This window comes from Roseomonas sp. SRI_022 (assembly GCF_057586215.1).
The window spans coordinates 97645-112126 of sequence record NZ_JBYCZL010000004.1 but is presented as its reverse complement, the minus strand read 5'-3'; the positions used below and the strand labels follow the sequence as shown (position 1 = coordinate 112126).

Sequence of the window (14482 nt, the reverse complement as noted above, 5' to 3'; positions counted from 1 at the left end):
CATAATGGTGCCCTCGCAAGCGTATTCTGCGGAGGTTGCGTCAAGGTGATGGGCGCGGCCGGGGGCGTTGCTGCTCCGGCGGGCTTGGCCGGTTTCCGTGCGACCATGACAGCCTGGGCTGAGATTGGAGGGACGTTGCGGATGAGCGGCGCAGGCAACCATGCGGCGTGGGTCGAGGACGGCGGCGACCGGCTCTCCTTGCATGCGCGCATCGTCGCCGATGTGGAAACGGCGATCCTGTCCGGGTCCTGGCCGCCGGGGCATCGCCTGCCCATCGAGACCGACCTGGCCGCGCAATACGGCTGTTCGCGCATGACGGTGAACAAGGCGATGACGCAGCTTGCCGCCGCAGGGCTGATCGAGCGCCGGCGCAAGTCAGGGACTTATGTGCGTCTGCCACAGGCGCAGTCGGCCATACTCGAGATATCGGACATCCGCGAGGAAGTGACGGGGCTCGGCGTGGCCTACCGCTATGTCTTGCTCAAGGCCCGCCGTCGCACCAGCAGCGCTCAGGACCAGCGGTTGCTCGGCGCGCAGGTCGCCGGGCCTGTGCTTGCACTGGATTGCCTGCACTTTGCCGGAGCAAGGCCCTTCTGCCGCGAGGAGAGGCTGATCGACCTCCTCACCGTGCCGACGGCGTCGGGCGAATCCTTCGCGGAGCGGCCGCCCGGGCGATGGCTGCTTGAGCGCGTGCCGTGGAGCATCGCCGAGCACACGATCCGCGCGAGCGAGGCCGACGAGGAGATGGCTTCGACACTCCTTGTCGCGCCTGGCGCTGCGTGTCTGGTTGTCGAGCGGCGAACGCGCCTGGAGGAGAAGCCGGTGACCTTCGTGCGCCTGACCTATCCGGGCGCGGCCCATGCGCTGACCGCGAGTTTTCGGCCTGGGCGATGACGGCGGACGGAGCGGGTCGGACAAGCCCGGCGCCATCGAACCGCTCGTCCTGAAAGTCGCTGCGATGTCAGGTGCTTGGGATGCTTTGGCTGGGGGACCTGGAGGACCGCCGAACCGTCAGCCAAAGCAGCCGCTTAGCGCCTTTCCCCGTCGCGGGATGAGGGCTGGGGGAGCATGGTGGGAGCGCGGCGGTTCGCTGTCCAGCGGCGGTCGGTGTCTTCCCTGAGGATCGGCACGACACTTCCCGTTGCGGCCAAGTTCAAGGATAGTGGCGGGCGCCTCTAACCTGATAAGCCGAAGAGACGATTCGTGGCCAAACGTCCTGCTGCAACACCCCCTCGACGCAGTGCTAGCCTTGATGCAAGCGAAATTCGGATTGCGATATCGAGACTAGAGCGGAGGTTGGCGGACCTCGATGCGTTCAACGTGGACGACGTCAAAGATTCTGACGATCCAAAACTAGAGGCGCTGGAGAAATCTATACAGGATACTATTGGGAGAATATTTGAACCCGACACAATTGAATTCAATAGATATATTGGGGCCGCTAATCTCGATTATAGGCGAGTATTCTTGATTGGAGGGGCGCCGCCAACGCCGATTTCGGAAATACGGCAGGAAATTAAGATCAATATTGTTAGGGCGAGGGAAATTCTAGGCGGCATAATTCGAACATTCGCTGAAGAGATCGAACACGCTCCGGGTGCTGAACCGGAGCCAAAGCTTCTGCCCATGGGTGTGCCGGTTGTATTGAGCAACCGCGTGTTTGTCGTGCATGGCCACGACGATGCGGCTCGGGAGGCGGTCGCGCGCTTCGTCGAGAAACTCGGGTATCATGCCGTTATCCTCCATGAGCAGCCGAACGAAGGCCGCACGATCATCGAGAAGTTCGAGAAGCACGGCGAGTCGGCGGCCTTTGCAGTTGTCCTTTTGACGCCCGACGACATTGGTGGGCCGAAAGGCACCCCGCCGGACCAACTGCGGAAGCGCGCAAGACAGAATGTGGTCGCTGAGTTATTTTACTTCATTGGCAGACTTGGGCGCGCGAATGTCTGCGCGTTGAAGAAGGGCGATGTCGAGGTCCCGTCTGATTTCCGAGGGGTCGTTTACACGCTCATGGATGATGGGGATGGTTGGCAGCTAAAACTTGCTCAGGAAATGCAGGCAGCCGGCTTGTCGATCGACTTCAACAAGGTTTTTCGCAGGTAGTTTGCCGGTGGCGCTGTTGCTGCGGCGTTGTCGCCTCGAAAGTGCTCACGCCTAGCGCCGGTTCCAAAAATCGGCGAGGGATGCGCAGTGGGATTTTGGGGCGCCGTGCGCGCGAAGCTCCCCCCGTACCCCGGCCCATGTGCCCCCGGTCACTCCCCGCGAGGCGCGCACCCTGCCGCCCCTTGGCAACCGACGCGCGCTGCGACGACCATGGCCCCGCGAGGCTAGGAGGATGACGGCATGGACCCAGGGATACTGCTTGGCAGCTTCATTGCTCGGCTTCTCAGCCTGACCGCCGTCGCCGGGATAGTGGGCGGCATTATCGGCTCCACTCGCGCCTTGGCGCTCTCGTTCATTGTCGGCGTGCCCGTGGCGTTGGTTATCCTGGCGGAGACCATTCGGCCGCGCGATGTGTCGGGCGAAGCGCTGCTTACCACGCCCGTTGCGTGGGGCGCCGCGGTGGCTTTTGGCTTCCTCATTCGCCGGCTGCGGAAGCGCTCAAAGGCAGCATAGCGCCTTGTCGTTTTCCGCCGACGCTCGTTGACGGATATTGACAATTGCAGCGGCACCGCGTTGGATGCGCTCGCACCTGACCGGAGCCGCGCAGCACGATGACCGCCGCACCCCGCCACTTCGTGGCCTATGTCCGCGTGTCGACGGCGCGGCAGGGTCGCAGCGGCCTCGGCATGGAGGCGCAGGACGCGGCCATCACCGCCTTCCTGCGGCCCGGCGACCACATCTTGGCGCGCCATGAGGAAGTCGAGAGCGGGCGGAAGGACGACCGGCCGGAACTGGCGAAGGCCCTGGCCCGGTGCCGCGCCACGGGAGCAACCCTGCTGATCGCGAAGCTGGACCGCTTGGCTCGCGACGCGCATTTCCTGCTGGGCCTTCAGAAATCCGGCGTGGAGTTCATCGCGTGCGACCTGCCGAACGCCAACCGGCTGACCATCGGCATCCTGGCGATGGTCGCGGAGGAGGAGGCGCGCGCCATTAGCGCCCGCACGAAGGCCGCCCTCGCCGCCGCCAAGGCGCGCGGGAAGGTCCTGGGCGGCGTCCGTCCCGGTCAGCGGGTCCTCACCGCGGAGGACGGCAAGCGCGGCGCGACGGCTGGCGCAGCGGTGCGCCAGCGGAACGCGGACCACGCGGCCCATCGCGTCCTCCCGCGGATCGAAGCGTTACGCGCCGGGGGTGCCACACTGTCCGGCATCGCCGCCGCCCTCGCCTCCGAAGGCATCCCCACGCCGCGCGGCGGCGCCGGATGGACCGCGACAGCGGTTCGCCGCGTCATGCTGCGCGTCGGCGCCACGAGCGCGGAGGGCTGACCCCGTGAGCCGCTTCCCCGCTCCCACCGCTTCCGCCGCCGCCATTAAGGCCGCATGTGATGCCCGCGCCGCAGCCGCCGCGCTGGCCCGTGCGGAGAACCGCGAGGCGGTGCCCTGCGACCCCGTCGTGATCCACGCCCCGACAGTCGGCGGGTTCTACCCGGAGCCGCTGCCGGGGCCGCGCCTCGGGACCAGCGGCCGGGAGATGCTGCACGATTGCGTGGGGCCGATCGCGCAGATCGCCGCGCCGCTCTTGCTGGCCGCGCTCGCCTTCACGCACTGACCTAGCACAAGGCGCAGCGGCGCCTTCCTCGCGAGCCAACCCGCATCTGTCGGCGACGCAGTCAGTTAGTCGGCTCTGCCGCCGAGAACGGCCGATCCGGCGCTGCCGACGCAACCGTCTGTCGCGCAGTCATTTAGTCCGACCTACCACCGAAGACCCGGCCATCCGCAATCGCGGGCGCACACGCGCGCCCCTGTTCTCTCAGTCTGCATTCCAGAAGGACGCCGCCATGTCGCCCCTCGCGACCTATCCGACCATCTCAATACGATCCACGCAGGAAGACGCCCTGAACCTAGCCGCCGTCGCCGATGCGATGCGCGCGGCCTCCCGCCGCTCCTTTCTGCCCGCCTCCGAAGCGATCCGCAGCGCACTCCGCGTCGCCGCCATCCTCGCTCGTCGCGGGGAACTCGACACGGTTCTGGCGCGATACCGCGCGGACCTCGCCGGACACTGATCGCGCCGCGCTTCCCCGCCATCGCCACGACAGAGAGAGGAACCACCACCATGTCAGGCACTCGCCTCCAAGCGATCCAATCCGCCTTCTCAGGTTTCGGCGGCGCGTTCGCCTCGATCAACACGATGATCCGCTCCGCTGCGGAGGTCGAGACCATCGAAGCCCGCGTCGATCACCAGATCACCATGCAGGGCATCCAGCGCGAGAACGAGGTCGTCGACAATCGCGCCGCGTCGGATGCCCTGAGTGGCGCCACGCCGGGCGACGACATGACCGACAACGAGCGCTACCGGCGCACCCGTGCGACCATCCTAGGCCAGCGCCAGGGCCTCGACTTGGGTGACCGCTGGCGGCGCGAGGTCTATGACCGGACGCCCATCGGCGGGGACCTCCGCCGAGCCACCGAGGACTGGATGCGCTCGACCTATGGTCGCGGCTCCGGTGATCCGATCTTCGACCGCCACGCGCTCGCGACCCTGAATACCGTCGTCGAGCGGGGCATCACTTCCCGGCGCGACGAGAGCGCCCGCGCTGTCGTGGAGCAGGGTGAGCACGACCTCCGCGGCGTCATCGGGCGCCGCGTGGCGTCCGGCGAATGGTCCGCGCAGGACATTGCCCAGTGGACGGAGCAAGCCGCCACCATCGCGCGCGGGGACCGCAACCGCGGCTCCGCGTTCGTCACCAGCGCCATTGAAGGGGCTGTGCGGACGGGCGACCAAGCGGGAGCCCAGCGGTTCCTCACGGCCCTTCAGCAGCCCGGCAGCGGGCGCGACGGGCGGTCCTGGCGCGAGGACAACGAGCAGTCCTTCGTGACGCTCGAAGGGCGCCTCATGGAACGCGTGCGGCATTCCCGCACGGTCTCCGGTGCGGCGGCCTACAACCAGATCGAGGACCGCATCGCGGCGGCGCGCTCGCCCGCCGACATTGTCACGATCCAAGAGGATATCACGCGGACCCACGCGCAGTATGGCGGCGAGGAAGACCGGCAGCGTGTCCTCCGCACCCTGGAGGCCCACGCCCGCCCGCTGATCCGTCAGCAGGAAGCCGTGAACCGCCTAGGCGAATGGGTGGCGGGTGCCGGGTCTCCCGACCCATCCGTCGTGCGTCAGCACATCGACGCCTTCCTGGGCGCGCAGCCGACCGAGCCGGGCAACGCAGCGGGCGGCACGGGGATCACCCTGCTGTCCCACCCGGAGCGCGTCGGCACGCTGGTCGCCCGCCTGGGCGCGGTGTCCGACACGATGACCGCGCAGGTCCGCTCCGCGCTTGCCGACACGGCGAACCCGGAAGGACAGGCCGCAGCCATCCGCTTCCTCCGCACCGTCGAGGGGGCACGCACGGGCTCCCGTGACTTCGCCCTGACGCTGATCCCTGAGGAACACCGCGGGGCCTACCGCGTCGTCAGCGACATGATGACCACCACGAACCTCCCCGTGGAGCGCGTGGTCGAGCGCATCGCCGGTCTCGGCGGCAACAACGCCGAGCGCAACCTGCGCGAGACGACCTGGCACCGGCTCTATCCAAGCCAGTCGGATCAGGCGAAGGCCGAGGAGCGCGCCCGCACGCAGATCGCAGCGGGTCTCCGCGAACACGTCGGCGCGTCCGGCTCGTGGTTCACCAGCAACACGCGCATCTCCGTCGACGGCGGTCTCCAGTCCGCGCTCGAAACCAACGCCCATCAGGCAGCGGTATACGCGCAGCAGATCGGGGGCGACGTCGATGCGGCGGTGCGTGGCTCCATCCGCGACATGCAGTCGCGCGTGGACCTCCTGCCGCTGGCCGATGGCAGCGTCCGTGCGGTGCTTCGCCGTGATGGCGTGGGGCAGAACGGCGAGCCGAGCCGGACGCATTCCGATGGGGCGCCTCGGGTGCCCGGCGGGATCACCGTGCGGAACCCTGGGACCGGACGTGACGAGAACACCCTGGATACCGCGCAGGACGACATGCGGACGGGCGCGCGGGTGTTCAATGGGCTGTTCGCGGGTGGTGGGCGGATGGCCCTGGGCGATGATCCGCGGATGGCGGCGATGGGTCTTCGGCCTGTGGTCCACAGCGGGAACGGCACCGTCATCCCCGGCGGGATCATCCTGCAAGGTGGCGAGGAAGTGGACCTCGGAGGGCAGCGCGTGCGGGTCCCGACGAACCCGGAGGAAGCCGTTGTGCTTCTTATGGAACACTTCCGGCGCGTGGAGCGGGGAACTCCTATCGACCTCGGGGGCGGCCACGCAGCCACCGACACGGCGGGCCTGACGAACGGCGCCGAGACCCGGTTCCGCGTGATCCCCGAGCGGCCCGTCGTGAACGGCCAGGAGATCACCATCTACCGCCTTGCCTATCGCTTCGGCTTCCGCGAACGGCAGATCACGGCGGAGGAACGGGCGGCGATGCGGAACTGAGCGGTATGCGGAGGGGGGGGCGTCCTCTCCGCGCCCGTCTCCGTCACCCGCGGATGGCCCCTATTGGTTCCCGGCACGCCAGCGGAGCAGCATGTCCATGAACTTCTCGACGACACCGTGACAGGCCGCGTCGCGTTGAACCGGCGCAGCGGAGATGAAGCGCTGCTCAGTGGCCCAGCGCACTCCCCGAAAGAACCCGCTTGCGACCGGATCGGTCGCCAAAGGACGAAGGCGGCGCTCCATCTCTTGGTCAACGGCGCGCATCCCCTCCGCGCTCAGGCGGCGCTCCGCGCAACGTTCAACGCTGAGATAGACAACGAAATCCTCAGCAAGCGCTCGCATCTCGTTGGTCACGCCGCTCTGCGAATGGGCAGAGCCCAGCGGCATGGTCGCCAGCATCCCTGCCGCTGACGCAATCAGCCCAAGCCTTATCATTCCCGGCGTCTCCAATTCGCCACGAGCCTCTCGCGCCCGATGCGCCGAGGCAAGGGCGGGCGTCACGCCGATCCGACCGCCGAAGCCCGCTGGCGGGCGAGCGTCAATTCTTCCGACCTCCCGACAAGCCTCGGGAAAACTCAATGAACTCTAAGGAACGGCCCGCAGGTCTATTCCTTGCGCCTACCCAACCAGCCGCCCTCGTCAGCGGGAGCGCAAGAGCGCTCTCCATCCTCCGGCTTCCCACAGACACCCGGCGCCTCCGCTGCTCCACCCGCAGCGGGGAGGGGGCAAGAGAGCGCTCTCTCACAGGAGCACCCATGGATCCCTCCATTTCGGCGACACCCCCGCATCGGATCACCACACGAATGCGCCACGGCATCGAGACCGTGTCATGCAACGACCTCTCCGCCTCGCACCGAACGGACGCGCTGCGGCGGCTTTGCCGCGCAATGGTCGCTGCGGGCCTGTCAGGACCCGCGGAGGTCTGCGGCGACGACGGGCGACTGCGTTTCACTGTCCGCGGCATCGAGCGCGCCGCGCGCTTCACGCTCACGGAGACGGACACGCACAGCCTCCGCCTTCGCCCCTATCAGGAATGGACAGGCCCGAGCGCCGGGCACGTGGCAGCACAGAACGGCGGTTCTGTCTCCGCCGCCCCTGACCTACTGGCACGCGCCTAGACGCCCTCCACGCACGACACGGGGCAGCCCCGTGTCTTGCCCTTCCGTCCTCGGGGTCGGACCCGCCCCGCCACCCATCGTCGCGCCTTCCCGCATCCACCCGGACTGCGGGGGGGAGCGGGATCGCGCTCCATTCCCGGAGCATCCCATGCAGACCACCGCAGCCCAGTCCGCCGCCTCGGCGACGGACCTCGCACCGCGTCCCCGCAAGCGCCGCTCGAACGGCCGCGCAGTCCTCCCGAAGACGACGAAGGCCCGCATCCTCGGCGGCGGCGCGGCGTTCGAGGTCACGCTTCACGGCACCTATGGGCGCGGCAAATCCATGATCCTCGACGCGAGCGACTGGCACCGCATCAAGACCACCATCGGCGACGTCTGGCTTCTGAACTCCGATGGCAAGGGAAACTTCTATGTGCGCCGAAGCGCCCACGCGATCGGCGCGAACGCGCGACAACCGGGCGACCGCCCCACTGCCACACTCGCGCGCATCCTGACCGATGCGAAGCGCGGTCAGACCGTTCTCTATCTCGACGGCAACCCGCTGAACCTGCGCCGATCGAACCTTGAAGTCGTCTCGGTGGCAGAGGCGACGCGCCGTCGCGTGGCGCTGCGCGCAGCCTGATCAACACAACGCGCGGCGGGATTTCCCCGCGAGGGACCCGCCGTCCTCAATCCATTCGGAGATGCCCTATGCCCCCGCGCCTCAACGCCACGCCGCTTCCGCCGGAACCCGACTTCGCCGCGCTCCCCGCGGTGGCCCGCCGCAGCCCCCTGGACTATCCGCGGCGCGTCACGCTGACGCTGGGCGATGCGGACCGCGTGATGCGCCTGATCGACGCTGTGCCGGATGCAACCGGGCGGCCGTTCCTGAGCCTGTCGGCCGCGGTGGCGCTAGCCTTCGATATCGCGTCCAACGTGGTTGCGGCTGGCGAGTTGGATCGCTACCGCACTCCGCCGCCGGAGCGGTTGCCCATGCCCGAACTGTCAGCCGCGGCGCTGGCTTGGCTCGAAGGGTTCCGGGCGGACGTCGAAGCGAAGGCCGCGAAGGATGCTGAGGCGGTCAGGAAGCGCGACAGGTCGAGCGGGACGAAGCGGCGGCGGTGAGGTCCCGCCGGGCACGACAATCACAAATTCGCGACATATCGTTTCGACTTCGTCCTGTGTTGCGGAACGCATAGGTATCTCAAGACATTACAGCGATCCGCAGACTAATCATCAGCTTACTTTCCTAGTCTATGGGCATGATCGCCTAGGGTCGCCATGATCCGACCGCGCCATCCCGGCGCGCTGGCAGAGACGGATCACAGCATGACCACCGACACCACCGCCGACCGCAAGGCGCAGCGGGCCGCCGAACACGCGCTCTACAAGGCGGAGGCCGCCGCCCGGCGCGAGGCGGAGCGCACCCGCCGCCGGGAACACATGGCCGCTCGCGCGGCAGCCCGGTGCGCGACGCGCATGGCGAACGGAGAGAACGCCCGCCGTGTCGGGGCGCAGCGCACACATGACGCGCTCATGCGGCGGGTCTTCGGGCTGCGGCGGGACTTCACGTCGGCACCGTTCGAGGCCGAGGATGGAACACCGTTCGTCAGCATCGAGATCGGCGACGATCCGTGGGCGCGTGCGTCGTTCATCCTCCAACGCGACCCGGCAAGCCAGCGCCAGATCATCATCGACAGCCGCACAGGAGAGGTCGTGGCGCGCGGCGCGAGCCGGGAGGCGGCGCTGCGGGCGTTCGCCAAGACACTCCCCGCGGTGGTCGTGATGCCCCGCACGGACAGCAAGGCGTGGCGTTCCGCGTGGCGGGACCATCTGGCGAGGAAGCAAGCGCGCCGCGCGGCGCAGGATTAGCCAGCGCCATCCTCGGCCGCGACGTGAAGGCGTGACAGGTCCACTTCGGGGAACTGCAACAGCGCCAGCGTCGCGGCCACCGCCTTCAGGCCCGGCCCCTTGTCATAGCGCACGTCGCCTTCCGTCCCGCTGCCGCCGTGGCCCATGAGATAGTCGCGGTGGCGCTTCTGCTGGAAATCCGTGATCGCATCAGTGAGGCGCGTGATCGCGGTATGCCGGAAGGCGTGCATTCCGACCCCCGGCCGATAGACCCCCACCTGTCCGCGGTAGTAGCGGAAGTCGCGCGTGAAGCGGGCGCCGCGCCTCTGGTCCAGCCCCTGGGGCGGCAGGTCGGGGAATAGCGGATCGTCAGACTTCGGCGCCGTGTTGGCGACATATTGCGGGAACCCGAGGCGTATCAGTTCCGCGTGCATGGGGATGATACGCGTCGCGTTCTCGGTCTTGAGCGTGCGCGCTCGCTTCCCCGCCGCTGCATCGCCCTCGGTTTCTTCGATGCGGAAGAACCACGTCCCGCCGTCGCATCCCACGTCCCGGCGATAGAGGTCCGCGAACTCCTCCAAGCGGGCACCGTGGAACAGCGCCAGGATCGGCAGCCAGAACTTCGCATCGCGGATAATGTGTGTGCCGGGCTGCGTGACGTGGCGCAGGTCGCGGCCAGTCCAGACCGGCGACGCAAAGAGGGCTGTCAGTTCCTCCGAGGTCCAGGCGTCTCGCTGCGTCCGCGCGCCGCGCTCCACGCGGAAGCGGTGGCCTTCGACCATCTCTCTCCACTGAGCGTTGCTGATGTGGCTCGCGTCCCGCGCAAAGCGGAGAAACTGCGACAGCGCGGTCAGATGCCGCTTCACCGTCTTGTCGGTCAGCCGCTTCGCGTTCGCGGCGTCCGCTTCCGCAATGAGGTCCGCGACGGTCTTCGCCTTGTCCTTCGGGGAGCGGCCATAGACGTTCGGGAGGCGCCGCAGCGTATCGAGGAAGCGGGTCACGTCGCCGCGTCCGTATGCGCTGACAGGGCGGTCCCCGACGACCTCAATGAACCTCGCGACAGTGCCGCGCTCCTGGCCCATGACCTGCTGCCGCGTCTTGTCGATCAAAGCCCGGCGTTCGAAGAACGGCTCGACCAGGGCTGAAGCCAAGGGTGCCGAGGCCGTGGCAACCGCCGCGGGCGTGGGCGGCGGGTCGGTTAGCGTCGCGCGGGAGGCGGGCGCGGGGGCTTCCTCCGGGGCATCGAGCAGGATCATCGGGGCCTCGCCTCGCATCCGACGAAGCACTTCCTCGTGGATGCGGACCTGCGCCTCCATGAAGCCGATCCCGAGGCCGTCGCGCAGTTCCTCGGCAAGCCCGTGCTGCCGCATCAGGCGGTCAATCTCGAAACTGAAGTTCCGGGGATTGCGCTCCGCCAGGGCCATGCGGACATCGGACAGGCCGTCTTCGACCAGCCCGGCGGGCATCATGCCGCGAGGGACCGGCCCGTAGGGCGGCGCCACGGGCGCCAGGTCAGCCGCCAGGGTCTCCCGGAGGTAGTCCCGCAGGATCGCGGCGAGCCGCGCCGCGTCATCAGTCGTCTCCGCCATCGCCGCCCGTGCTCGCTCCCATCCTTCGTCGAAGGCCGCGTCCAGAATGGCGGCCCGATGCTCCGCCTCCCGGTAGCGGTGGGTGCGAAGGCTCAGAGCGACCTCGCAGTCCCGCCGACCGGGCAAGCGGCGTCGCCAATAGAAGACCCCGCGCTTGCGCGTAAGGTGGCCGTGGCGGGAGCGTGGTGGGAGCGCAACGGACAAGACGGCCTCACGTGGCTGTCCCGCGACGGAAGATGCTGCGCTGTCAGGTGCTTGGGGAAAAACTGGCTGGGGGACCTGGATTCGAACCAAGGCTGCCCGGGTCAGAGCCGGGAGTTCTACCGCTAAACTATCCCCCAAGCGGGTCCGGCACTGGCCGGGGGCGCGCATGTAGCACCGCCCGACCGGTCGGGCAACACCGGCCAGGGGCTTATGCGGCGGCAAGAATGGAAAGCGCTTGCTCCAAGCCCCACATCTCCGGATCATGACTGTGCGATTGGCGGCAGGCGCCGCCGGTCCGGACCTTGGAATGACCGAGAACTTTGCACGCCACGCCCCCGACGCCCCGCCCGAGACGGCGGCGCCGGTCTTCGCGCGGGCCGAGCACGGGCAACAGGCCTTCGCCGCCATCGACCTCGGCACCAACAATTGCCGGCTGCTGGTCGCTGCGCCGACCGGATCGGGCTTTCGGGTCATCGATTCCTTCAGCCGCATCGTCCGGCTGGGGGAAGGGCTGGCCCAGTCCGGCCGCCTCGCAGACGGGGCGATGGACCGCGCGGCGGCCGCGCTCAGGGCCTGCGCCGAGAAGCTCGCCCGCCGCCCGGTCCGCCGGTTCGAGGCCGTGGCGACCGAGGCCTGCCGGCGCGCCACCAATGGGCGGGCCTTCCTGTCGCGCATCGCGGACGAGACCGGGCTGCACCTGCGCATCATCTCGGCGCGGGAAGAAGCCGAACTCGCGATGGAATCCTGCGCCCCACTGCTGGAGCCGCCGGACCGCCGGGCGCTGCTGTTCGACATCGGTGGCGGCAGCACGGAAATCGCCTGGATCCGCGTGCCGGACGGCCCACGCGCCGGGGCGCCGCCGGAACTGATCGGCTACCTGTCGTTGCCGCTCGGCGTCGTCACGCTCGCCGAGCGGGCGGGCCAGGACTGCTTCACGCAGCGTGGCTTCTGCGAGGTGGTGGACGAAGTCGCCCACCATTTGGCGGAATTCGACCGCGTCCACTGCATCGGGCAGGAGATCCGCGCCGGCGGGGTGCGGCTGATGGGCACCTCGGGCACGGTGACGACGCTCGCTGGCGTCGCGATGGCCTTGCCGCGCTACAAGCGCCCGCTGGTGGACGGCAAGACCCTGGAATGCGAGGCGGCGGACCTGGCATTGGGGGATCTGTTCGCGCTGGGGCGGGAAGGGCTCGCGCAGCACCCTTGCGTTGGGCCGGACCGGGTGGAATTCGTCCTGCCGGGCTGCGCGGTGTATGCCGCCATCCGGCGGGTCTGGCCGACGCCGCGCATCACGGTCGCCGATCGCGGCCTGCGGGAAGGCATGCTGACCCGGATGATGCGCGCCGAGCGCGCCGCGCCGCGCCGCCGCGCTGGGCGCTGAAGGAACTATATCATGGCGAAGCAACCGCCCGGCTCCGGCCGGGGCATGTCCACGCGGCTGAAGACCGCCGAAGGCCGCAGCACCGCCAGCCAGCGCTGGCTGACCCGGCAGCTCAACGACCCCTATGTGAAGGCGGCGAAGGAAGCCGGGCTACGGTCCCGCGCGGCGTTCAAGCTGCTGGAGATGGATCAGAAGCTGAAGCTGCTGAAGCCGGGGCTGCGGGTGGTGGACCTCGGCGCCGCGCCGGGGGGGTGGACGCAGGTGGCGGTGCAGGCGGTCGGCCAGCGCGGGCAGGTTGTCGCGATCGACATCCTGCCGATGGACCCGGTGCCCGGGGCGACCGTGCTGCAAGGCGACTTCCAGGAAACGGAGGCCGAGGAACGCACCATCGCTGCGATGGGCGGGCGGGCGGATGTCGTGCTGTCGGACATGGCGCCGAACACCACCGGGCACCAGGCGACCGACCATCTGCGGATCATGGGGCTGGCCGAGATCGCGCTCGACTTCGCGCGTCGGGTGCTGGCACCGGGAGGGGCATTCATCGCCAAGGTGCTGCAGGGCGGGACGACGGCTGAGATGCTGGCGACGCTGAAGCGCGACTTCGCCACGGTGCGGCACATGAAGCCGCCGGCGAGCCGGAAGGACAGCGCGGAGCTCTATGTGGTGGCGACAGGGTTTCGCGGGCGGGAGTGATGCGCGCAACATCACGGAAACGTGTGCTGCTTTGGACAAATTCCAGAGGTGGGGAAGAAAAGTCTGAGGGCGGATTGAAGGATCAAAGAGCGCCCTGCCGCCTAGCGTGATGCAGCAGGATTTTCATCCTATTCTCGTGTGACGCCGACGTCCAGCCAATTCCGGCCGTGACGGCCGGGCACCCGGTCGGCTCCTGTCACCGGCATCGAGGCTGTATTCGCCTTCGGCGGCGGCCTTCTCCAACCCCTCCCGCAGCGCAAGCACCGCACGCGACGCCACGCGGTTCCGCGCCGCCACCAGCGTGACGTCGAGCGGCATTGCCGGGTGTAGCGGCCGCGCCACCAACCCCTGAGCCTGCCCCTCGGACAGGCCGAACCCGTCCAGGATCGCGACCCCGGCGCCGGATCGCACCAGGGCGCATGCGATGGAGGATTGCGACACCTCGATCGAAACGCAGCCGGTGAGACCCACCGCCGCGCAGGCTGCCTGGACCAATTGCCCGACCGGCTGGCGCGAGCCCAGCGAGATCACCGTCTCCCCCGCCAGCTCCGCCAGCGACAGGCTCGGCCGCGCCGCCAGCGGATGGTCGCCCGGCAAGGCGCAGCCGATGCCGGACCGGCACAGCAGCCGCGCTTCCACGCGCGGATCGCCGGTGCCGCCCAGGAGGACGCCGAGATCCACCTGATGATCCGCGACCTGATTGACGACCTCGAGCGCTGTCATCGCCCGCAGCCGCACCATCATCCCCGGCCAGGACGCGCGGAAATCCCGCACCACCTTCGGTAGCAGCGCGGTCGCCAGCACCGGCACCGCGGCCAGCGACACCTGCCCGTTGCGGCCGGCGCGCAGGGCATCGGCCAGCCGCTGCACGCCGCCGATCGCCGCGAGGGCGCCGAGCAGTTCCGGCAGCAGGGCATGCGCTTCGGGTGTCGGCAGCAACTGCTTCCGCTCGCGCCGGAACAGGGCGAAGCCCAGCCGGACCTCGGCCTGGCGAAGCATCTTGCTGGCGGCCGGCTGGGTCATGCCCAGCGACGCGGCTGCGGCCGTCACGCTGCCCGCCTCCATCACCGCGCGGAAGACTTCCAGCTCGCGAAGGTTCAAGATCATAA

The 14482-nt window shown here is 68.7% G+C and carries 15 protein-coding genes and 1 tRNA gene; 12 read left to right on the top strand and 4 right to left on the bottom strand.

Going from position 1 to position 14482, the window contains the following annotated elements; genetic code table 11:
- Window positions 1-141: 141 nt before the first annotated feature.
- The 7 genes from hutC to AC2YHJ_RS05240 all read left to right on the top strand — a co-directional run bounded on the left by hutC (window position 142) and on the right by AC2YHJ_RS05240 (window position 6558).
- Window positions 142-894 carry a histidine utilization transcriptional repressor HutC gene (gene hutC, locus AC2YHJ_RS05270; RefSeq protein ID WP_487394446.1) on the top strand — a complete coding sequence of 251 codons (753 nt, stop codon included), beginning with the start codon at window positions 142-144 and terminating at the stop codon, window positions 892-894.
- A gap of 402 nt (window positions 895-1296) precedes the next feature.
- A complete protein-coding gene (locus tag AC2YHJ_RS05265; RefSeq protein ID WP_487394445.1) occupies window positions 1297-2103 on the top strand; it encodes a TIR domain-containing protein in 807 nt (268 codons plus the stop codon).
- A gap of 240 nt (window positions 2104-2343) precedes the next feature.
- Window positions 2344-2616, top strand: a complete 273-nt coding sequence (locus AC2YHJ_RS05260; protein WP_487394444.1) for a hypothetical protein — start codon at window positions 2344-2346, stop codon at window positions 2614-2616.
- 98 nt (window positions 2617-2714) lie between these two features.
- Window positions 2715-3425 carry a recombinase family protein gene (locus AC2YHJ_RS05255; protein WP_487394443.1) on the top strand — a complete coding sequence of 237 codons (711 nt, stop codon included), beginning with the start codon at window positions 2715-2717 and terminating at the stop codon, window positions 3423-3425.
- Window positions 3426-3429: 4 nt separating this feature from the next.
- On the top strand, window positions 3430-3708 hold the full coding sequence (locus AC2YHJ_RS05250) for a hypothetical protein (RefSeq protein ID WP_487394442.1): 279 nt from the start codon (window positions 3430-3432) through the stop codon (window positions 3706-3708).
- A 229-nt stretch (window positions 3709-3937) separates the two neighbouring features.
- Window positions 3938-4162 carry a hypothetical protein gene (locus tag AC2YHJ_RS05245; RefSeq protein WP_487394440.1) on the top strand — a complete coding sequence of 75 codons (225 nt, stop codon included), beginning with the start codon at window positions 3938-3940 and terminating at the stop codon, window positions 4160-4162.
- 125 nt (window positions 4163-4287) lie between these two features.
- Entirely contained in the window at window positions 4288-6558 is a 2271-nt protein-coding gene (locus AC2YHJ_RS05240; RefSeq protein WP_487394439.1) for a hypothetical protein, read from the top strand.
- A 60-nt stretch (window positions 6559-6618) separates the two neighbouring features.
- Here AC2YHJ_RS05240 and AC2YHJ_RS05235 read toward each other — a convergent pair whose 3' ends face one another.
- Window positions 6619-6957, bottom strand: a complete 339-nt coding sequence (locus tag AC2YHJ_RS05235) for a hypothetical protein (protein ID WP_487394438.1) — start codon at window positions 6955-6957, stop codon at window positions 6619-6621.
- Window positions 6958-7824: 867 nt separating this feature from the next.
- Between AC2YHJ_RS05235 and AC2YHJ_RS05230 the strand changes: the two genes are divergently transcribed.
- From AC2YHJ_RS05230 to AC2YHJ_RS05220, 3 genes are all read left to right on the top strand, one after another.
- Window positions 7825-8298 (top strand): hypothetical protein, encoded by a 474-nt coding sequence (locus tag AC2YHJ_RS05230; RefSeq protein WP_487394436.1) that lies wholly within the window; start codon window positions 7825-7827, stop codon window positions 8296-8298.
- A 68-nt stretch (window positions 8299-8366) separates the two neighbouring features.
- A complete protein-coding gene (locus AC2YHJ_RS05225; protein WP_487394435.1) occupies window positions 8367-8780 on the top strand; it encodes a hypothetical protein in 414 nt (137 codons plus the stop codon).
- A gap of 204 nt (window positions 8781-8984) precedes the next feature.
- Complete coding sequence (locus AC2YHJ_RS05220) at window positions 8985-9527, top strand: hypothetical protein (RefSeq protein WP_487394434.1); 543 nt, start codon at window positions 8985-8987, stop codon at window positions 9525-9527.
- Here AC2YHJ_RS05220 and AC2YHJ_RS05215 read toward each other — a convergent pair.
- Together AC2YHJ_RS05215 and AC2YHJ_RS05210 are read right to left on the bottom strand one after the other, a co-directional pair.
- Complete coding sequence (locus AC2YHJ_RS05215; RefSeq protein ID WP_487394432.1) at window positions 9524-11299, bottom strand: DUF6538 domain-containing protein; 1776 nt, start codon at window positions 11297-11299, stop codon at window positions 9524-9526. The genes AC2YHJ_RS05220 and AC2YHJ_RS05215 overlap by 4 nt on opposite strands.
- A gap of 63 nt (window positions 11300-11362) precedes the next feature.
- A tRNA-Gln gene (locus tag AC2YHJ_RS05210) sits at window positions 11363-11436 on the bottom strand.
- 170 nt (window positions 11437-11606) lie between these two features.
- On the opposite strand from AC2YHJ_RS05210, the gene AC2YHJ_RS05205 reads away from it, so the two are divergent.
- Both AC2YHJ_RS05205 and AC2YHJ_RS05200 read left to right on the top strand, forming a co-directional pair.
- Window positions 11607-12680, top strand: a complete 1074-nt coding sequence (locus tag AC2YHJ_RS05205; RefSeq protein WP_487394430.1) for a Ppx/GppA phosphatase family protein — start codon at window positions 11607-11609, stop codon at window positions 12678-12680.
- Between the two features lie 12 nt (window positions 12681-12692).
- Entirely contained in the window at window positions 12693-13373 is a 681-nt protein-coding gene (locus AC2YHJ_RS05200; protein ID WP_487394429.1) for an RlmE family RNA methyltransferase, read from the top strand.
- Window positions 13374-13496: 123 nt separating this feature from the next.
- Here AC2YHJ_RS05200 and AC2YHJ_RS05195 read toward each other — a convergent pair whose 3' ends face one another.
- On the bottom strand, window positions 13497-14480 hold the full coding sequence (locus AC2YHJ_RS05195) for a LysR family transcriptional regulator (protein WP_487394428.1): 984 nt from the start codon (window positions 14478-14480) through the stop codon (window positions 13497-13499).
- Window positions 14481-14482: the final 2 nt, after the last annotated feature.